General features: G+C 47.0%; 18 protein-coding genes and 1 other RNA gene. All 19 read right to left on the minus strand.

The features are described from left to right. Positions 1-314 precede the first annotated feature (314 nt). The 19 genes from KNO65_RS03490 to KNO65_RS03580 all read right to left on the minus strand — a co-directional run bounded on the left by KNO65_RS03490 (position 315) and on the right by KNO65_RS03580 (position 21389). Complete coding sequence (locus KNO65_RS03490; protein WP_214758308.1) at positions 315-1433, minus strand: reverse transcriptase family protein; 1119 nt, start codon at positions 1431-1433, stop codon at positions 315-317. A gap of 97 nt (positions 1434-1530) precedes the next feature. Beyond that, positions 1531-3459, minus strand: a complete 1929-nt coding sequence (locus tag KNO65_RS03495) for a retron Eco8 family effector endonuclease (protein WP_214758310.1) — start codon at positions 3457-3459, stop codon at positions 1531-1533. A gap of 432 nt (positions 3460-3891) precedes the next feature. After that, the gene (locus tag KNO65_RS03500; RefSeq protein WP_214758312.1) at positions 3892-4047 is read right to left on the minus strand and encodes an alcohol dehydrogenase; all 156 of its coding nucleotides are present in this window, start codon (positions 4045-4047) and stop codon (positions 3892-3894) included. A 114-nt stretch (positions 4048-4161) separates the two neighbouring features. Beyond that, positions 4162-4517, minus strand: a transfer-messenger RNA (tmRNA) gene (gene ssrA, locus KNO65_RS03505). Positions 4518-4566: 49 nt separating this feature from the next. Continuing rightward, entirely contained in the window at positions 4567-5037 is a 471-nt protein-coding gene (gene smpB, locus KNO65_RS03510; RefSeq protein ID WP_214781673.1) for an SsrA-binding protein SmpB, read from the minus strand. 54 nt (positions 5038-5091) lie between these two features. Continuing rightward, positions 5092-7497 (minus strand): ribonuclease R, encoded by a 2406-nt coding sequence (gene rnr, locus KNO65_RS03515; RefSeq protein ID WP_012726900.1) that lies wholly within the window; start codon positions 7495-7497, stop codon positions 5092-5094. Between the two features lie 15 nt (positions 7498-7512). Further along, positions 7513-8253 (minus strand): alpha/beta hydrolase, encoded by a 741-nt coding sequence (locus tag KNO65_RS03520; protein ID WP_214781675.1) that lies wholly within the window; start codon positions 8251-8253, stop codon positions 7513-7515. A gap of 102 nt (positions 8254-8355) precedes the next feature. After that, positions 8356-8580, minus strand: coding sequence for a preprotein translocase subunit SecG (gene secG / locus KNO65_RS03525; RefSeq protein WP_012726902.1), 225 nt, complete (start codon positions 8578-8580; stop codon positions 8356-8358). A gap of 73 nt (positions 8581-8653) precedes the next feature. Further along, positions 8654-9541, minus strand: a complete 888-nt coding sequence (locus tag KNO65_RS03530; RefSeq protein WP_214781677.1) for a YitT family protein — start codon at positions 9539-9541, stop codon at positions 8654-8656. A 47-nt stretch (positions 9542-9588) separates the two neighbouring features. Further along, complete coding sequence (locus tag KNO65_RS03535) at positions 9589-10929, minus strand: glycosyltransferase (protein WP_214781679.1); 1341 nt, start codon at positions 10927-10929, stop codon at positions 9589-9591. Beyond that, entirely contained in the window at positions 10926-12134 is a 1209-nt protein-coding gene (locus KNO65_RS03540) for a glycosyltransferase family 4 protein (RefSeq protein ID WP_251131657.1), read from the minus strand. Before KNO65_RS03540 ends, KNO65_RS03535 begins: the two co-directional genes overlap by 4 nt. A 21-nt stretch (positions 12135-12155) precedes the next feature. Continuing rightward, positions 12156-13037, minus strand: a complete 882-nt coding sequence (gene galU, locus KNO65_RS03545) for a UTP--glucose-1-phosphate uridylyltransferase GalU (protein ID WP_214781683.1) — start codon at positions 13035-13037, stop codon at positions 12156-12158. Between the two features lie 232 nt (positions 13038-13269). After that, positions 13270-14067, minus strand: a complete 798-nt coding sequence (locus tag KNO65_RS03550; protein ID WP_214781685.1) for an aminoglycoside phosphotransferase family protein — start codon at positions 14065-14067, stop codon at positions 13270-13272. A 305-nt stretch (positions 14068-14372) separates the two neighbouring features. Next, complete coding sequence (gene eno / locus KNO65_RS03555; protein ID WP_012726908.1) at positions 14373-15665, minus strand: phosphopyruvate hydratase; 1293 nt, start codon at positions 15663-15665, stop codon at positions 14373-14375. 36 nt (positions 15666-15701) lie between these two features. Then, a complete protein-coding gene (gene gpmI / locus KNO65_RS03560) occupies positions 15702-17240 on the minus strand; it encodes a 2,3-bisphosphoglycerate-independent phosphoglycerate mutase (RefSeq protein WP_214781687.1) in 1539 nt (512 codons plus the stop codon). Next, positions 17241-17993, minus strand: a complete 753-nt coding sequence (gene tpiA, locus KNO65_RS03565; protein ID WP_078147302.1) for a triose-phosphate isomerase — start codon at positions 17991-17993, stop codon at positions 17241-17243. Between the two features lie 18 nt (positions 17994-18011). Then, positions 18012-19196, minus strand: coding sequence for a phosphoglycerate kinase (locus KNO65_RS03570; RefSeq protein WP_074036297.1), 1185 nt, complete (start codon positions 19194-19196; stop codon positions 18012-18014). Positions 19197-19293: 97 nt separating this feature from the next. Then, positions 19294-20301, minus strand: a complete 1008-nt coding sequence (gene gap / locus KNO65_RS03575) for a type I glyceraldehyde-3-phosphate dehydrogenase (RefSeq protein WP_012726912.1) — start codon at positions 20299-20301, stop codon at positions 19294-19296. A 59-nt stretch (positions 20302-20360) separates the two neighbouring features. Next, positions 20361-21389, minus strand: coding sequence for a sugar-binding transcriptional regulator (locus KNO65_RS03580; protein WP_251131636.1), 1029 nt, complete (start codon positions 21387-21389; stop codon positions 20361-20363). Positions 21390-21462 lie beyond the last annotated feature (73 nt).

The following is a 21462-nucleotide window of genomic DNA, read 5'->3' on the forward strand; positions in this document are numbered from 1 at the left end:
TTCCACTGTCTACTTGACGGAGAGCAGTTCAATTTTAGGCTTCCTTTTTCATCATGCGGCCACTTTCAATATTCAGGGAGATTCATATTATATAAGGAAAAGACACAGGGCCGCACCTAGCCGATCCATCTCGATAATTTTCAAGAGTAACACATAAAAAAACTTTTTAACCTAATGTTAAGAAATAAATTTTAAACTGTTGTTGACATTTACAATGAATATATCTTCTATATAGACCGTAAACAGATTCGTCACTTCAAAAAGAAAATGATAAAAAATCTTACTCTACTAATTCCAACACTTTCATAAAATTTTCACATTAATTCTTTCAAAATAAATTCAATCTTTTTTATTTTATTTGGGTAAGTTACACAAATATCTCTATACGTATCTTTATCAAAAGATAATAAATATGATCTGTATCCGGCTAAATAATTTACGATGACATTACGTCTTCCTTCAATATTAGAGGGTAGGCTAGGAAAGAAGTCTTCTAAAGTAGTAATTCGATTTAAATACTCATTAAAGTTTTTAGGTTTTTTCTTTTTCCCATCAAGATTTTCATAGGCATATATTAAAGTGTTTACTTTTTTAAGCTTATTTCTTGATAAGGAGATTCGATTTGATACCACATATCCGTTAAGTACAATCTGTTCTTTTGTTTTTTTAATTTTACTTCTATTGAGTTCAAGACAATTGTCTTTTAAAATTTTTGAAATCATTTTCACGAAAAAATCTTTATGTAGTCGACTGTCATTTGAAGAAAATAACATGTCATCAGCATATCTTGTATAACTAATATTAAATTTACGACAATAGTTACGAATCCTTATATCTAACCTTCTGAAAACAACGTTAGATACTTGTGGAGAAGTTACAGCACCTTGCGGCAAGCTTCCATTTAAAGTGACTATATCAATTATAGTATCAAGAACATGGGTCTTTTCATTAATATCAGAAATAATAATATACTCGTCCAATACATCTTTTATGTTTTCACTTTTTAAAGAAGGAAAAAAATCCTTAATATCTAATCTTAAATAAAAATCTTTTTTCAAATGTTCTTTTAAAAAATCTAAGTAATTCTTCCCTTTAACAAATCCACAAACACAATTCGGTAATGGGATATATATCAAAAAGTTATTTAATAGATTCTTTTGAAATGCAAATAAATCACTTTTTGAATTGATTGCATTAATATTTCTTACTTTATTATTTATAGATAATTCAAAACTATTATATGCATCAAGTTTATTAGTTAGAGACAACGGGAGGGAAATCGATTCATAACCTAATATTTTTTTATAGAAATAACTTTCTTCGTAAATATTAATATTATTACCCCCTGAATAAATTGTAAGAATGGAGTAAGTACCTTCTGAAAATATTAATCTTGTGCGCAAAGCAAATGCTGCGTAAACATCGATGAGCAAATAGCGACATTGACTCCTTGGATTTTAAATATATCACCTAGAGTTTTCAAGTCTAGGTGACTTTTTCGACAAGGTACCCGTAAAGGGAAATTGCTACTTACTCCATTACAAACTCTAACTTTTTAATTATATCAGTTAATTCTGGAAATAGAAGAGAAAACTGTTTTTCCTTTTCTTTTTCATTGAGATTGTTGTAAACATATTCTATGAATTCAACAACCCAACCTGATCCTTTTTTCACTTTTTGCAAATTCAAAGCATCTATGTAGCCATTTTTCATCGCATTATCGGGGAGACTAGATATATGTGCACTGTTTAATTGAACTAAAGTATCTAATTTCCCTTCCACTATAGTTCTTAGAATATTTACTTTATACCTCACACTTCCGCTTTTCTCGATAAGTTCTTTTAGTTTATCTTTTTGAGAATATCTAGAATAATCGCTAGTAATCCAAGAAATAAAGAAAGTATAATTTTCTTTATTAATTAATACCCCTTCGATAGTCGTTTCGACAGGATATACATTGTAGTATTTACAATAATTTTTCACAAGAGTTCTAAATGTTCTATAAAGATCATCATCGAATGTAAAAGTACTTTCGTTAATATTAAACTTGGTCTTAGACGAAATACCATTAATCCTATTTCTAACAATCCGAAGTTTCCTTTTATAACCATAGTGAAACATTTCTTCTTGGATAATTTTCTGATTTTTCAAAGGATTATAAATATCGCCGGTAATAGTAAAATTTCTAGTTGAATCACGAAAATTTAGAATTTTATCTGAATCTAATAGCAATAAATGTGGAATATTCATTTTCCTTCTATGTGGGTGCGAAATATCCAGCGTAGTATTATTTGAGTCGTATGAGAATATCTCAATACGCTTTAACACCGGGAAAATTTCTTTTAAAACTCTACTTGTGAACAACTCGTATTCAGTTATACCTTCGACAAACAAGATACCACTAGAAAAATAATAGCTTGCTTCCTTATCAGTAATTACTTTATTCAATCTAGAATCTTCAAAAGCTTTGACTTTTTTTATAATAGTTGAATTTTTTTGTTGTATTAATTGAAATATATTAACCTTAGATAAAGACATACTATTTTTTACAACTCTAGATGAATGAGTTGATAACAATGTCTGTACTCTAGCTTCATTCAAACTTATGAAGTTTACTAATTCATCTATTAAAGTAGGATGTAATCCTATTTCTGGTTCATCTAAAATTACTAGTGGATGTTTGAATTTATCCTTATGTAACAAATTTAAGACCAAATAAAAAATTCTGATATAATTAAATGAATTTGAACCATTCGAATAAAAATCTAGTCTATTATCTTTATAATTAAAATTTTCTCCACCAAATATAAACTTGTACAACTGTTTGAATTTATCACTATTATTATATGGAATAACTCCATATCCATAGTCCTTTAATTCATTTTGAAGTTGTAATAAATTATCAATATACTTTCCTCCATAAATTTTTTTCAATAAAGTATTTAGTTCGAAAGAGATTGTATCTTCATGTAAACTTCGTTTTTGCCCTAGATCACCAATTAAATCCCAAATATTCTCCCAATCCAATAAATCTATATTTCTAACATCTATAAAATAAATAGGAAATAAATATTTAATAATTTTTCTTATCTCATATGAATGACTCCATATTATTTCGTTGTTTTTAAACTGAGTAAGAGTGAGTGTAATAGTCTTCCCTTCATCTAATTCACATGAAATTTTCTTGAAAATTTCATGCTCTAAATCGCTCGAGTGAATAAAATTACTTAAATCATATTGAACAGATATCTTTGCATAATCGTTATAAGGGTTCTCTTTATCAAAAATATCAGTCAAAATAGTGTTTGTTGTAAGATTTTCAAAAAAGTAATTCAAATATTTTTGCAAATTAGTTTTTCCAGACCCATTTCTCCCTAATAAAATATTTAGCTCTGAAAATGTAAGATAGCAATTTTTTATACTACGTACATTTTCATATTTTACTGTTTGAATTCCCACTAAATCCCTCCTCAAATTTAAATTTACTTCCAATAAATTATCCTTACATACATCATCCATAAAAGAATTGAAAAAGTATACACATTTTCCACCTTTTTTGTAGTGCCTCTATAAGAAATTAAAGGATAAGAAAATTATTCTTCAACATTTCATTTAATTAAAAATCAAAATAATTAGTTTAGCAAATATTTTATAAATATAGACAGCCAGAATCATCCCCGCTCTCAAAAATAATTGAATTACAGGGTTCTACATTTGTAGGTTACATATTAAACCTCAAATACTATCGATAAACAGGTTTTTCAATATCTAGGATTAGTAAATTGTTTAAACAAGAAGAGGGCTATCCATGCAAAACACACGCATGGATAGCCCTCTTCTTTCAATTCAGTTCTTATAAAAGAACAATTTCAAGTCAGTTCAGCTATCTAATTATTCACCAGATTGTTGCCTATTCTTTTGCTTCTGCAAATACGCTTCACGAAGCTGGTTCAATCGTTCTTTCTTGTTCGAGACAGTCGGCTTTTTGCCGTCTTGGTACTTCGCCGCAGCTACTTTGCTTCTCTTATCTAATTGATATTTTCCCATGCGCTTCACCTTCCTTTCTTCATGGCTTCAATCAAAAGCAAAGACCCTCTAATCTCAATGAAATTAGAAGGTCTTCATGAAAATCATTGATCGCAGTCGTTACAGACTGCTTCAAAATGGAGACGGCGGGAGTCGAACCCGCGTCCGAAGGCATCGTAACGTATGCTTCTACGTGTGTAGTTTATCTATTGAATCTCGATGTGACACTGCCGATAAACAGGCGTTGTCGCATCCAGTCTGTTTCATCTCTTCTTCGCGCCCTCAGACGGCGAGGTTGAAGCGTAGCTTGCTTAGTTTGAGACCCTGAAAGTCATCCACACAAGCGATGGATGTCAGGATCCGCAGGGCACTTAGGCTGCTGCGAGTTGTGTGTTAGTTTTGCCAGTTATAGGCGTTTGCGTTTTAACGAGGCCGACCCCTCGACACGCCACATACGACCGACCTACCCCCGTCGAATCCATAACGTCCCCGAGGTGGTAATTGGTACTCTATTTAATATACCACAATTAGGATCCGTTGTCAGTATTTTTGCCGATCGCGCATCGCACGGTCGACGTCACGCTTCGCGTCTTTCTTCTTCAAGTCCTCACGTTTGTCGTACTTCTTCTTCCCTTTTCCGACGCCGAGCAGGCACTTGGCGAACCCGTTCTTGATGTACACCTTGAGCGGGATAATCGTGTAGCCGTCACGCCCTGAAGCCCCGATGAGCTGATTGATTTGCTTCTTATGCAACAATAGCTTCCGGACGCGGAGTGGGTCATGGTTGAAGCGGTTCCCCTGTTCGAACGGGCTGATATGACAGTTGTGAAGCGTCGCCTCGCCCCCGTCGAACCGGACGTACGCATCCGCGATGTTGATCTTCGATTGACGGACCGATTTGATTTCCGTCCCTGTGAGCACCATGCCCGCCTCAATCGTATCTTCGATCGCGTAATCGAAGAACGCCTTGCGGTTTTGGGCGAGTGCGTTCGAATCTTTATTCTTGGCCATACACATTCAGTCCTTTATCTACAAGATACGGAGGAAGGGATAAGCCCTTCCCCGTCAGCGACGTTTCTTCGCACCTCGTTTGGCGTCGCCTTTTCGTTTGTGCTTGTCTTTCTTCTTCAGGTCGAGTGCCGAACGGCCTTGGGAAGACTTCTCCCCGTCTCGTTTCGGTTTCTCACCTGGTTTGCCCGGCTTGCCAGGTCTTCCTGGTTTGCCGCGCTTCTTCTTGTCGTCCCGACCGCGACCGCCACGACGGTCTTTCTCGTCCTTCTTCGGACGACCGCCTTTCGCTTTGATCGTTGTCGGTTGGCGACGGCTTGACTGTTCCCGTTTCGGCATTCCAACGACCGTGAAGTCGATCGTCCGCTCGTCTAAGTTGACGGCATCGACTTTGACACGGACGGCGTCCCCGATGCGGAATTGACGTTTCGTCCGCTCGCCGAGCAACATGAGCTGTGATTCGTCAAAGTGGTAGTAGTCATCCATCGACTGGAGACGGACAAGCCCTTCGATCGTATTCGGAAGTTCGATGAACATCCCGAAGTTCGTGACGCCGGCGACGACACCATCGAACTCTTCACCGAGATGGGCTTCCATGTATTCGGCTTTCTTGAGCGCCTGTGTCTCGCGCTCTGCGTCGACCGAGCGACGTTCCCGTTTCGATGCCTGTTCGGCGATCGCCCCGAGACGGTCCTCGTACTTCGCGATCGTCTTCTCCGACAAATCGTTGTTGAAGACGTACGTGCGCATGAGACGGTGGACGATCAAGTCCGGATATCGACGAATCGGTGACGTGAAGTGCGTATAGAAGTCTGTCGCGAGTCCGAAGTGACCGAGCGAGACGTCGTCATATTTCGCCTGTTGCATCGAACGAAGCATGATCGTGCTGATGACCGGCTCTTCCGGTTCCCCGTCGATCGCCTTCAAAATCTTTTGAAGCGTCTTCGGTTCGACCGTCTGCCCTTTGATGCGTTCGATGTGAACGCCAAAGTTTGCGACAAAGTCGAAGAAGAAGTCGAGCTTGTCCGGTTTCGGATTGTCGTGGACACGATAGATGAACGGCACGTCCATCTTGTGGAAGTGTTCCGCAACCGTCTCGTTGGCTGCGAGCATGAACTCCTCGATCAACTTCTCGGCGACCGAACGTGGACGAAGCACGATATCCGCTGGCTTCCCTTCCTCGTTGACGACGACCTTCGCCTCGGCGAAATCGAAGTTGATGGCACCGCGCGAGTTACGGCGTTTCCGAAGGACTTCCGCAAGCTCGGCCATGAGGTCGAACTCACCGATGAACGGTTCGTACTTTTTCAATGTCTCTTCGTCATCACGTTCGATGATCTCACGGACGTTCGTATACGTCATCCGCTCCGTCGTCTTGATGACACTCGGGAACAGATCATGGCGAACGACCTTCCCGTTTTGTGGGGAGATCTCCATGACGCAGCTGAGCGTCAAGCGGTTGACGTGCGGGTTGAGGGAACAGATCCCGTTCGAGAGTCGATGCGGCAGCATCGGAATGACACGGTCGACGAGATACACACTCGTCCCACGTTCGAACGCCTCGACGTCTAGTGGTGAGCCCTCTTTCACGTAATGTGAGACGTCGGCGATATGGACACCGAGCTCGTAGTTGCCGTTATCGAGTTTTTTGACGTGGACGGCATCGTCCAAGTCTTTCGCATCTTCGCCGTCAATCGTGAAGATCGTCTCGTCACGAAGGTCGACGCGTCCGATGAAGTCTTTCTCATCCGCTTCGTCCGGTACCGCGTTCGCCTGAGCGATCACGTCCTCCGGGAACTCCGTCGGGATACCGTGCTTATAGACGATCGACAAGATGTCGACGCCAGGGTCGTTCTTATGCCCGATGATGCGGACGACGTCACAGGCACCGGCGAAGCGTCCGTCCGGATACTTCGTGATGCGCACGACGACTTTATGTCCGTCGACGGCACCGAGTGACTTGTCCGGGTTGACGACCGGCCAGAAATTGATGCGTTTGTCATCCGGCTCGATGAAGGCGAACTGGTCGAGTCGACCGCTCGGGAGCGTATACGTCCCGACGAATTCGGAGAGTCCGCGCTTCAGTACTTTCAATAAAATCCCTTCCGTCTTGCCACGGTTGTCCTCGCGTTTTTTGACGAGGATTGTATCGCCATGGTAGACGTCCTTCAGTTGGTCGGGCGGCAAGAACACATCTTCCGCTTCCCCTTCGACCGACAAGAAGCCGAAGCCGCGCTGATGAATCGAGATGATCCCCGCGACTTGTCCGAGCGTGGCGAGCGTCCCGTAACGGTTCGTCCGCGTCCGGCCGATGGCGCCCTCTTCCTCGAGGGCATTCAATGTGCGAATGAGCTCTTTAAAGTCATCCGTCGACGCGAGCTGTAATCGCTCGGTCAGTTGATCGACAGAGAGCGGTTTCTCGCTCGCCTGTAGAATCTCTAATAATTGGTCACGTAAATTCAACGTGACACCTCCTTCTTAGACTGACCAGTCTAACGTTTCGAGAAAATCGAGCACGTCCTGGTGCAGTTTCTCTTTTTCTTTGTCAAGTGTGATCACGTGTCCCGAGTTCTCATAGATGAGCAACTCTTTTTGGAACGTGTTGACCGCCTCGTAAATTTGATTCGCCGATTCCGGGTCGATCATGTTGTCTTTGGCGCCTTGGACGACGAGTGTCGGGACGAAGATGTCCTCGAGCTTCGACGCCGTGTCGCGGACGAAGGCACGGAGGTCTTTCAATGTTGGCATCGGTTTGAACTCTGCCATCTCCTGCTCGATCTGTTCCGGCGACTTTTCTTCTCTACCCTTATATTCTCGGGCATATGCCTGGACTCCTTTATACAAGCGGTCCTCGGCATCGATTCCCGTCGGTGCGCACATCGGGATGACCGCCTTGACGTCTTTCTCCTCGGCGAGACGGAGCGACATCACGCCACCTAACGAGAGTCCGCAGACGACAATCTCCTCATGACCTTTGTCGACGAGCGTCTGGTAAGCGTCCAAGACGTCATCCCACCAGTCTTTCGGTCCATATTGGAGTAATTCTTCCGGTGGGACGGCATGACCACGATAGATCGGTCCCATACATGTGTATCCTTCTTTTTGAAGGAAGCGACCGAGCATGCGGACATCCGCGCTCGATCCAGTGAAGCCATGTAACATCAACACGGCACGTTTTCCGCCCTCGAAGAAGAACGGTTTTGGTGCTGTCACTTTCATTTTATCTGTCATCTCCTCGTATCTACATTATTCCCAAAAAATAAATCGAAAAAACAAAAGCTGACCGCCTCACGTGAAAATCGAGAACGATCAGCCTTATCATCATAATGATGCGACTAGTAATCCTAAAATGAAAAACAAAGTGCCTAGTACAGCTGCAGTTCGGTTCAAAACAGCATCGAAGCCGCGTGCTTTCTGGCGTCCGAACAACTGCTCCGCGCCACCTGCAATCGCTCCAAGACCTTGCGACCGACCTGACATGAGCAGTACGACGACAATCAATAAGACAGCCACGACAAGTAGGCTGATTGTAGCGATCGTTTGCATAGTAGTCAGTTCCTCCTTCTATTTACACGCCTTTTATTATATAGAAGTTATCAATAAAACACCAGCATTCAAATTATCGGGACGGGTAGCTGAACCCTTCGCCGATGACTTCCTTCACCTGGTGGATGACGACGAAGGCGCGGTCGTCCGTTACTTGGACGATTTTTTTGAGTGGCGCGATCTGACGTTTGTCGACAATCATATACAACATGTTCTTATCCTGCTTCGTGTAGTAGCCATGTCCATGGATGATCGTCGCTGAGCGTCCGAGCGTCTCCGTCAAGACGACAGCGAGCTCTTCTTGCTTGTCGCTGATGATCGTGACGGCTTTGCGGATGTTGAGACCTTCCGCGACGAGGTCGATGACCCATGAGCCGATAATGATGGCGATGAGCGTATAGAGGACGACTTGTTCCCCTAAGAAGAAGCCAGATGTCGCGACGACGATCGCATCGATGATGAACATCGAGACGGCGACACTCAAGTGGAGATAGCGCTCCATGAGACGGGCGATGATGACGCCCCCGCCGGTCGTCCCGCCGACACGGAGCACCATGCCGATCCCGACCCCGATCATGATTCCGGCATAGACGGCCGCAAGCAGTTTGTCCTCGGCAGGGCTGCCCCAGTCATGTGTCAGACTGAGGAAGAATGACGTCGCGATGACGGCGATGACCGAATAGACCATTGTCCGACGGTCGAGCAGCCTATAGCCGACGATAAAGAGAATCCCGTTCCCGATGATCGACGTGAGCCCGAGGTCCCAGCCGAATACGTAGTACAGGATGATCGTGACCCCGAGCAGGCCACCTTCCGAGAAGTCGTTCGGTACGGTGAAGTAGTTGACCCCGAACGAAAGAATGAAGGAGCCTGCGATAATCCAGGCGATGTCCTTCACCGAGATGGTTTGTAGCTTGCGCCATACTTGTTGGCGCAATAGATGTTGTTGTTGACGTTTCATAAATGTCCTCCCTCCATAGAAAAAAGACCGCGGCAAAAGCCGCAGTCTTAAGATTGTACTGGCTTTGGCGCACCGTCTCTCATAATCGGCAACTTGCGCTCCGCGGCGTTCGCGTAGACGTTCAAGAGTGCCTCTTTTTCCAAATCCCAGTTATATTTCTCACGCGCGGTCTTCGTGTTCTCTTTGACACGCGCATAGAGTGCTTGGTCTTCAATCATCCGGTTGACGCCGTCCGCGATCGTTTGTGGATCGTGCGAATCGACGAGCACCCCGACATCGTTCCCCGCAACGACCCGTTCGATTTCAGGGAAGTCACATGAGACGACCGGTACTTCGGCCATCAAATACTCGAACAATTTATTCGATGAGGCCGAGTAGTGGTTGAAGCAAACGTTGTTCAATACTTGGAAGCCTAAGTAGGCGTTCATCGTATAGTAAGGTAACGCTTCGACCGGTACTTTGTCAATCATCTTGACGCGGTCGCCGACCCCTTCCGTCTCGATTAACTGTTGAATCGTCGGTTTAAGCTTCCCGTCCCCTATCATGACGAGCGTGCCTTCTTTGAAGTCTTTCGCCGCGAGCACGAGCTGTTCGAGACCGCGTCCCGCTTGAATGCCCCCTTGATACAAGAGGATCTTCTCGTCTTTCGGCAAATCGAGGAGTGCATGCAAGTCCTTACGGAGCGAGAAGTCGAGCGGACGGTAGAACGGATAGTTGTGGAGCACGTACGGATAGAATCCGTACAACTCTTCGTTGTGTGCTGCACGCGTATGGTTCTCGACCATCATCGTATCGACGAACGGCAAGAGCCAGCCCTCGAGGTTACTTTGAATATAGCCGTAACCCGTACGGTCCGTCTGTACCTCGTGCGAGTCGTAGACGATCCGACCTTTGTTGAACACTTTTCCAGCGAGGAGTGCCTGCGGGAGCGTGTTCAAATCGTTCGCATGGTAAAAGTCATACGATTTTTTCGTCGAAGCGAACACCATCTCGAGCATCGCACTCGCGTTGACGATTTGCTTACGCACTTGCGGCAACAAGACCGTCCCGACGGCCGCTCCGAGCGCGAGCATCGTGAACGGCGCGAGTAAGAACAACCCGGCACCGACGAGTCCTGCTCCCACTTTACGTTGGGGTTTTTCAAAAATCCATTTTTTTAGTTTACTAGCCATTTTCATTGCATTGATCAAGATGGGTGGTTGACGCTTCACGCGGATGACGCGGAAGCCTTCCGGACGCATCTCTTCTTTTGGAAGCTCTTTATTTTTCGGATCTTGAAGCGCGATCAAATCGACTTCATAACCTGCCTCGGCGAGTGCCGAGCACTCACGAAGGACGCGCGCATCATTCGTAAAATGGTTCCATACAAACATACATACTGACTTCATCGTGTTTCCTCCATCACTAACTGTTGTACGACTTGATCTAACACGTCGATATTCTCTTCCCAACATAAATTCTCTTTGACGTAACGAATCCCGTTCGCCCCGAGTGCCTCCCGTAAGTCCGGTCGGTCGAGGAGTTTCCGTAGGATTCGCTCGATCTCATCGATGTCACGCTTTCGTGACACGTAGCCGACTTCCGCCGCTTCAATGACACTCGCCGCATGGCCTGACACTGCTGCGACAATCGGTTTGCCGACTGCCATATAGTCGATGAGTTTCCCAGGGATGACCGTATCGAACACTTCTTGCTCGATTAGACTGACGAATGCGACGTCCGCATTTTTAATCGCCTGGAACGCCTCTGTCCGTGGCATCGCCTCGAGGAACAAGAAGTTTTGGAAGCCACGATCTTTGATCGTCTGCTTCAACTCTTCTTTCCGATAACCGTAGCCGATCAATTTGAAATGAATCCGTGGTTCGTCTCGGAATCGTTCGGCAAGTTCGAGTAACAACGACACATCCTGGGCAAGACCCATGTTCCCGGCGTATAAGATCTCCATCCGGTCGTCCGGTGGGATCGTCCGCTCGAGCGTTCGCTCCGCTTCCCGGATCGAGTTCGGCATGTAGTGAATCTTCTCGTTCGGCACACCTCGCTGACGAAGATAGCTGCGGAACCCTTCCGAGTTGATGATGACTTCATCGGCGACACGATACAGTCGTTTCTCCATCCAAAAAGCCGGCGTGAGCACCCAATCGTACTTGAAGACGCCGACACCTTTCACCGATTCTGGCCAAAGGTCACGGACGTCCAAGATGAACGGGACACGATACTTTCGTTTCGCATAAGCACCGACAAACGCCATAAAAAAAGAAGGGGTCGTCGCAAAGACGACGTCTGGCTTCAATTCGAGCTTACGGACTTCCCGGATCCCTTTGACCATCTGTTCGAGGAATAGGAAAAGACGACTGACCATGTTAGACGTATGTTTCCGTTTCTTCGTGATGAGTCGCTTGATGAACGGTTGGTCGTTTAACTCCCGGTCGTTCCAGAAGCGGTCGTCCTGATACATATCAAAGCTCGGATACGAAGGGGCGGCCGTGATGACCTCGACTTCATACCCGCGCTGCTTCATCAAATGCGTAATGTTTTGCATCCGGTTGCCGGCACTGCCGATCTCCGGATAATAGTTTTGACACACCATAAGCATTGTTTTCAAAAATAACACACCTTACTGTTGATCAAGTTCGTCCAAAAGCCGTTTCAATAGGGCATGGACGTCATCTTTTAAATCAGGATCGCTGAGCGCGTGGCAAATCGTCGTCTCGACGAACCCGATCGGCTCTCCGACGTCGTAACGTCGACCGTCAAATTCGTAGGCGAAGACCGTCTGCGCCTCATTCAAGCGTGCGATCGCATCCGTCAATTGAATCTCGCCCCCGGCTCCCGCCTCTTGTCCCGCCAACGCCTCAAAGACGTCCGGTTTCAAGATATAGCGACCGAGGATGGCGAAGTTCGACGGGGCCTCATCGATGGGCGGTTTCTCCACGAACGTCCGCACCGGGATGAGCTTCCCTTCGACGGCAAGTGGGTCAATTATACCATATCGGTTCGTCATTTCATACGGGACACGCTGCACCCCGATGATCGAACGATCGTGGGCCTCATATTGGTCGATCAACTGCTTCGTCGCCGGCACATCGGATTCGATGATATCGTCCCCGAGCAAGACGGCGAATGGCTCGTCTCCGATAAACTTCCGAGCGCACCAAATCGCATGACCGAGACCTTTTGGCTCCTGTTGGCGTATGTAGTGAATGTTCGCCAAATTCGAGGAATGTCGGACCGATTCGAGCAAGCGCGTCTTCCCTTTCGATTCGAGGTTCTGTTCCAGTTCGAGCGCACGGTCGAAATGGTCTTCAATCGCCCGTTTGTTCTTCCCCGTGACGATGATGATGTCCTCGATGCCTGAAGCGACGGCTTCCTCGACGATGAACTGGATCGTCGGCTTGTTGACAATCGGCAACATTTCTTTTGGCATGGCTTTCGTGGCAGGAAGGAAGCGGGTGCCGAGACCGGCGGCTGGGATGATGGCTTTACGTACTCGTGTCATAAGCATGGGCTCCTTTACTCGTTATGTAGAGAGTATACCCAAATTTTGTGCAAACTGACACAAAAGAGAGGTCATGACAATGTTGTCATGACCAATCATCATTCCGGTGCGATTTGAGATAGTACCAAATGCCGAATCCAATGAGCAATACCAAGAAAAGAAATCCGAGCATCATCACGAAAATCGCCTCCCCATTCATGCTTCACTTTCTATATTCCCGCTTCAGATTGTTTCAGAACCACTTCTGTCCATGCGTTCGAATAAACCGAAGTTCCTCTTGGTAATGATCGTAATGCCCTTCGTCAATCATCTTTTGGAAGGCGACGTCTCCTTCCGTAGCTTTTCGTTTCATCAAGAGACAGAGCGCTTCAATCCGTTGTTGTAACATATCGAACAAGTCGACCTCCGCTTGCTCCCAACCATAGGCTTCGAGAAACAACGATACCCGCTTGTTATAGATCGCATCGTCTCGATCGGCATCATAATAGATGACTTCCCCTGTTTCAGCTTGATGGCGACGACTGAGCGGAACGAACGTATAAAGGGCATAGACGATATCCCAAGCTCTCGGACCTGGCGCAGCCAAATCAAAGTCGATGATTCCTGCCACTTTTCCTTCATGGAAAATTGTATTGTAGACAGCGAAGTCGTTATGACAGATGACCTCTAGCGGTTGAGGCGTGTTGTCAATCGGTGACCAATCTGACGACCACTCAAAATCTGTCGATGCATCATGTATACGTCTCATTAGTCGTGCAACATCCTGAATCGCCTCATCGGACCACATGTAGGACTTCAAGGGATAGTCTGCGGTTTCTCCTTCCAAGTAAGTTAACACTTCTCTTCCTCGATCATCGATTCCAATAAAACGCGGCACTCCGGAAAGTTGCTTTGCCTCCAAGTGACGTAACCATCGATGAATACGCTCGCTGCCTTCCTTTTGAGTGCGATAGACGTAATTCCCCTTTTTATAGACAGTTGACACGTTCCCACCGCTCAACCTTTTTTCTTGTTCATTCGATTGATCCATCCAATCTCCCCCTACCCTTTATCAGTCACGTTCAGTATACAGCAACACAGGGTGTCGACGACGAAAAGTTCCGACAAATAGCGATCGTAGCCGTCGAAGCGGCACCGTGACTCTTGCAGGAAAGCAATCTCGCGGAGACCCCGCAAGCGCATAAGCGCGAGGAGGCTCCGTGGATTGCCTGCAGAAAGCATCGGTGCCGCAAGACGGGTTGACGACCGATCACAGTTTTCCCACCGTCGATTAAACGGTTATTCCACACAAAAAAAACAGGCCCGCCGATTGGCGAGCCTGAAACAATCAATCAATTATTTTTTAAGGTTGTAGAACGACTTGATACCGTCGTATTTCGCTACATCGCCGAGCATGTCTTCGATGCGGAGAAGTTGGTTGTATTTCGCGATACGGTCTGTACGTGAAAGTGAACCAGTTTTGATTTGTCCAGCGTTTGTCGCAACAGCGATATCTGCGATTGTCGCGTCTTCTGTTTCACCAGAACGGTGAGAGACGACTGCTGTGTAACCAGCTTTTTTAGCCATTTCGATCGCGTCGAATGTTTCTGTGAGCGTACCGATTTGGTTAACTTTGATGAGGATCGAGTTTGCGATTCCTTTTTCGATACCTTCAGCAAGTTTAGATGTGTTCGTTACGAAGAGGTCATCCCCAACGAGTTGAACTTTGTGTCCGATTTTGTCTGTGAGAAGCTTGTGGCCATCCCAGTCGTTTTCGTCACAACCATCTTCGATTGAGAGGATTGGGTACTTGTCAACGAGCTCAGCGTAGAAGTCTACAAGCTCAGCAGTTGTGAGTGACTTGCCTTCGCCAGCGAGTTCGTATTTACCAGTTGATTTATCGTAGAACTCAGAAGATGCAACGTCCATTGCGAGGTAGACGTCTTCACCTGGTTTGTAACCAGCTTTTTCGATCGCTTCAAGGATAACTGTGATCGCTTCTTCGTTAGACTTCAAGTTTGGTGCGAAACCACCTTCGTCACCGACAGCTGTGTTAAGACCCATACCAGAAAGAACTGATTTGAGGGCGTGGAATACTTCAGCACCCATACGGAGCGCTTCACGGAATGTAGGCGCGCCAACAGGCATGATCATGAACTCTTGGAAGTCCACGTTATTGTCCGCGTGCGAACCACCGTTGATGATGTTCATCATTGGTGTTGGAAGTGTCTTCGCGTTGAATCCACCGAGGTAAGTGTAAAGTGGGAGACCGAGCTCATCTGCTGCTGCGTGAGCTGCTGCCATCGATACACCGAGGATTGCGTTTGCACCAAGTTTTGCTTTGTTTGGTGTACCGTCGAGTTCGATCATTTTCGCATCGATTGCGTTTTGGTCGAATACATCGTAGCCGATGAGTTCTGGTGCAATCGTGTCGTTCACGTTCGCAACTGCTTTCAAGACACCTTTACCGAGGTAACGTGACTTGTCGCCATCGCGAAGCTCAACTGCTTCGTGCTCACCTGTTGATGCGCCTGATGGGACGAGGGCACGGCCGAAACCGCCGTCTTCTGTGAAGACTTCTACTTCTACTGATGGGTTACCGCGTGAATCTAAAATCTCGCGTGCGTAAATTTCTGTAATCATTGACATGAAAAATCGCTCCTTTTCGTTTGAAAAATAGTTGTATTATTTTGTAACGATTGACGAACCAGTCATTTCAGCTGGTTGCTCTCCACCGAGAAGGTGAAGAAGCGTTGGGGCGAGGTCGCAAAGTGCGCCGTCGAGAACTGGTTTCAGTTCGACTCCCTCTTTTGTGACGATACATGGAACAGGTTCCGTCGTGTGCGCCGTCATCGGTGAGCCATCCGGGTTCGTGACGATGTCCGCGTTCCCGTGGTCCGCTGTGATGATGGCCGCGCCACCTTTAGCAAGTAATGCGTCCACTACTTTACCGAGGCATTCGTCGACCGCTTCGATTGCTTTCTTCGTCGGCTCAAGCTTCCCTGAGTGACCAACCATATCCGGGTTTGCGAAGTTGATGATGTATGCATCATACTCATCTGACTCGATACGCTCGAGCAAACCGTCCGTGAGCTCATATGCGCTCATTTCTGGTTGCAAGTCGTACGTCGCGACTTTCGGTGAAGGGACAAGGAGACGATCCTCACCTTCAAATGGTTGTTCTTTTTGTCCGTTCAAGAAGAACGTGACGTGTGGGTATTTCTCTGTTTCTGCGGCACGGAGTTGTTTGTATCCTTGCGCAGAGAGTGTTTCCCCGAGTGTGTTTTTCAAATCTTCCGGTGGGAACACGATATCCGTGTCGACCTCATCCGAGAACTTTGTCATCGAGACGAGCAAGATGTTCTCTGGGTGTTTGCTTGAGAGTTCGAAGCCTTTGAAGCCTGTTTTCTCTTTGAACACTTTTGCGAGTTGGATCGCCCGGTCCGGTCGGAAGTTGAAGAACATGATGGCATCGTTGTCCTGGATTGTCGCGACCGGCTTGCCATCTTTTTCGATGACAGTTGGTAACACAAACTCATCCGTCAAATCGTTCTCGTAAGACTTCTGGAGAACTTCGACTGGATCCGTGCCAACTTCGCCTTTACCGTTTACGAGGACGTCGTATACTTTCTCGACGCGCTCCCAACGGTTGTCACGGTCCATGGCATAGTAGCGACCAGACACGCTAGCGACTTGACCGACACCGAGTTCAGCAAGCTTTTCTTCTGTTTCCTTGAGGAAACCAGCTCCTGATTTCGGATCACAGTCACGACCGTCCGTGAACGCGTGAATGTACACTTTTTCGATGCCGTGGAGTTTTGCGAACTCAACGATGGCAAACATGTGATTGATGTGCGAGTGAATCCCGCCATCTGATACGAGACCCATGATATGGAGGCTCGAATCATGTTTCTTCACATGACCTGCCAAATGGTTCATCGCCTGACGGTCGAATAACGAACGGTCTTTGATTGCGTTGTTCACGCGTGAGAGTGACTGATAGACGACTCGGCCGGCACCGATGTTCAAGTGACCGACTTCTGAGTTCCCCATCTGTCCTTCCGGAAGACCGACGTACTCGCCTTTTGCGTTTAAGAGCGTATGTGGATACTGCTCCCAGTAGCGATCGAAGTTCGGTTTGTTCGCAGCCATGACTGCGTTTCCGAACGATTCGTCACGCATCCCGAAACCATCTAAAATGATGAGTGCGACTGGTCTAGCCATTTAAATCGCCTCCAACAATTTGAGGAACGAAGCGGCTTCAAGTGAAGCACCGCCGACGAGTGCGCCGTCGATATCTTCCTGTGCCATATACTCTTTGATGTTCTCTGGTTTTACAGATCCACCGTACTGGATGCGTACTGCAGCCGCTACGTCTTCACCGTAAAGACCTTTCACCACGTCGCGAACATATTTACAAGAGCTTTGTGCGTCTGCTTCGTCCGCTGATTTCCCTGTACCGATTGCCCAAACTGGCTCATACGCGATGACGAGTTGTTTGACTTGGTCAGCAGAAAGGTCAGCGAGACCGCCTTCGACTTGTGTTTTGATGACTTCTTCGAACTTGTCGCCTTCGCGCTCCTCGAGTGTTTCACCGACACAAACGATTGGCGTAAGACCGTGTTCGAACGCTTTTTTCGTTTTGCTGTTGATGAACGCATCCGACTCACCGAAGTACTCGCGACGTTCTGAGTGACCGAGGATGACGTAAGTCACGCCGAGGTCAGCGACCATCACTGGGCTGATTTCGCCAGTGTAGGCACCGCTATCTTTGTCGTACATGTTTTGTGCACCGAGCTTCAAGTTTGACCCTTTAGCTGCTTCTACCATTGGTGCGAGGAAAAGTGCTGGAGCACCAATCGCTGCATCTACTTTGTCAGTAGATGGGATGTTGTTTTTTACTTCCTCAACGAAAGCAACAGCTTCCGAGAGTGTTTTGTTCATTTTCCAGTTACCTGCAATAATCGGTTTACGCATCGATAACCCTCCTCTAAATTACTTGTCGTTCAACGCCTCGACACCTGGAAGTTTTTTGCCTTCCATGAATTCGAGTGACGCGCCGCCACCAGTTGAGATGTGACTCATCTTGTCAGCAAGACCAAACTTGGCTGCCGCAGCGGCTGAGTCGCCACCACCGATGATTGAGTATGCATCGCTGTCCGCAAGTGCTTGAGCGACACCTTTCGTTCCGTTTGCGTATTTATCGAGTTCGAATACGCCCATCGGTCCGTTCCATACGACAAGTTTCGATTCGCGAATCGCGTCCGCGTAAAGTTCGACTGTCTTCGGTCCGATATCGAGACCCATGTGATCCGCTGGGATCGAGTCGATATCGACTGGGCCGACATACGTTTCTTCGCCAAATTCTTTCGTGATGACGCAGTCGACAGGCATCAAGAATTTCACGCCTTTGTCTTCTGCTTTCTTCATGAATTGACGAGCGAGGTCAAGCTTATCCTCTTCAAGGAGTGACGTTCCGACTTCGTGTCCGAGTGCTTTCGAGAACGTGTACGAGAGTCCGCCACCGATGATGAGTGTGTCAACGATGTCAAGAAGGTGGTCGATGACCCCAATCTTATCCGCTACTTTCGACCCGCCGATAATCGCCGTGAACGGACGGTCTGGGTTTGAAAGAGCTTTACCGAGAACTTCAAGTTCTTTTTCCATCAAGAGACCAGCAACGGCTGTGTCCACGTGGTGCGCAATCCCTTCAGTTGAAGCGTGTGCACGGTGAGCCGCGCCGAACGCGTCGTTGACGTATACGTCAGCAAGTGCTGCGAATCCTTTTGCAAGTTCAGGGTCGTTTTTCGTTTCACCTGGGTAGAAACGAACGTTCTCTAAAACGACGACATCGCCTTCAGAGAGGTTAGCGACCGCTTCTTCTGCGACCGGACCGTATGCTTCTTCGACGAGCGGTACATCTTTTCCGAGGAGTTCAGCGAGACGCTTCGCTACTGGAGCAAGTGAGAACTCAGGGTTCTTCTCGCCTTTTGGACGGCCGAGGTGGCTCGCAAGGACGAGTTTCGCACCACCGTCAAGCAAGTGCTTGATCGTTGGAAGTGCGGCTTGGATCCGAGTTTCGTCTTGGATGACGCCATCTTTGAGTGGAACGTTGAAGTCAACGCGGCAAAAGACGCGTTTCCCTTTTACATCGATGTCACGAATAGACTGTTTGTTCATAACTTTCGCCTCCATATGTCGTGCGTGTCATTTCATAAATAGAGCGGAGAACAATCTCTTGTTTCCGCTCCTATTTGATTCTATTTAGTTCACGAAATTACTTCGCGATGTTAGCGAAGTGCTTAACTGTGCGAACCAATTGTGCAGTGTAAGACATTTCGTTGTCGTACCAAGAAACTGTTTTAACGAGTTGCTTGTCGCCAACTGTCATGACTTTCGTTTGAGTCGCGTCGAAGAGTGAACCGTATGTGATTCCAACGATGTCAGAAGAAACGATTTCGTCTTCAGTGTAACCGAATGACTCGTTCGCTGCTGCTTTCATTGCTGCGTTTACTTCGTCAACAGATACTTGCTTGTCAAGTACAGTTACGAGCTCAGTGAGTGAACCTGTAGCAACTGGTACACGTTGTGCAGCACCGTCAAGTTTTCCTTGAAGTTCAGGGATTACGAGACCGATTGCTTTCGCAGCACCTGTTGTGTTAGGAACGATGTTCGCTGCAGCTGCACGCGCACGACGGAAGTCACCTTTCGGGTGTGGAGCGTCAAGCGTGTTTTGGTCGCCAGTGTAAGCGTGGATTGTCGTCATGAGACCTTCAACGATTCCGAACTGGTCTTGAAGTACTTTAGCCATTGGCGCCAAGCAGTTTGTTGTACAAGAAGCACCTGAGATAACTGTTTCAGTACCATCGAGGATGTCGTGGTTTGTGTTGTAAACAACAGTTTTCATGTCACCTGTAGCAGGAGCCGAGATAACAACTTTCTTCGCGCCAGCTTTCAAGTGAAGCTCAGCTTTTTCTTTTGAAGTGAAGAATCCAGTACATTCGAGAACGATGTCTACACCGAGGTCTCCCCATGGAAGTTCTTCAGGGTTACGGTTAGCAAGCGTGATAACTTTCTCTCCGTTTACGAGGAAGTGATCGTCGTGTACTTCAACTTCTCCGTCGAAACGACCTTGAGTCGTGTCATACTTGAGAAGGTGCGCAAGCATCTTCGTGTCTGTCAAGTCGTTGATTGCAACAACTTCGATTCCTTCGTTTTTGATGATCTCGCGGAATGCCAAACGACCGATACGTCCAAATCCGTTAATACCAACTTTTACTGCCATGTTAATTTCCTCCTTAGGGTAGAAGCTATTTATTGAAGAGCCAACGGGGGGTCAACTCTTTAATAACAAGTTAATAATTCTTTCGCCGCACCTTCGTCTGTGACGAGGATGATGTTCGACGTGTGTTTCGCATAAGCGGCGATTGCCTGTGCCTTCGATTTTCCTCCGGCAACCGCGATGACGGCATCCATGTCATCCAGCTCTTCGAGTTGGATTCCAACCGTCTTGACGCGATGGACGATCTCACCTTCAGCATTGAAATAATATCCGAATGCCTCGGCGACGGCGTCATGCCGTTCAATCATCCGCAAATGCTCCGGTGATGCGTGACGGCGCTTTGCCATCGTTTCTGCCTCACCAATTCCATGTACCACAATTTGCGCCGCTCTAATCATTTCCAACACATTTTTGATGCTAGGTTCCTCCACCATCCGGTCGAACGTTTCTTGTGATACTTCATCCGGAATATGTAGAAGATGATAGTCTGCGTGGGCCCGGTCCGCCATGCGTGAACAGACGGTGTTCGCCTGAAGTTCAAGCGTTTCGCCGAGACCTCCGCGTGCGGGCACGAAATGCATCGGGCGTTCTTTTTTATCGGGCGACATCATCGCCGCGACCGATGCCATCGTCGTTCCTCCCGTTACCGCAATCACATTATCATCCGGTGCGAGCCGCGCTTTTAGTTGCGTGACCGCCGCCCGTCCGATATCGCGTTGGACCCAGAATGTCTCATCCGAGTCACCCGGTACGATGACGACTTGGCGAACCCCTAATTTCTCTTCGAGCTCTCTTGCCACTTCTGAGATCCCAAGAAGTTCTCCCATGATCTCGTGCAAGTCTCGTAAGACGTTTCGTCCCGTCTCACTGAGGGAAATTCCTTGAGTAGCGACGTAAAGAAGACCTTGATCTTTCAAAAAGTCGACTTCTCGTCTGAGTACCCGTTCGGTCAGTCCCAAGCTCGTTGCGAGTGTCCTGCGGCCAATCGGCTGCATCAAACGGACATAATGTAAGATATCGTAACGATGTCGGAGCGTATCGAGCAGGTCAGGGACAATTTGCTTCTGAACGTGAATCAGTTGCTGGATCATGCTCATACCCCCTCGACTTTCAGTGTGGACAACTTTTGTCCCACTTTTTTATTTGCGTCCCACCGCTACGAGT

It is taken from the genome of Exiguobacterium sp. S3 (assembly GCF_018617295.1).
Lineage (GTDB): Bacteria > Bacillota > Bacilli > Exiguobacteriales > Exiguobacteriaceae > Exiguobacterium > Exiguobacterium profundum.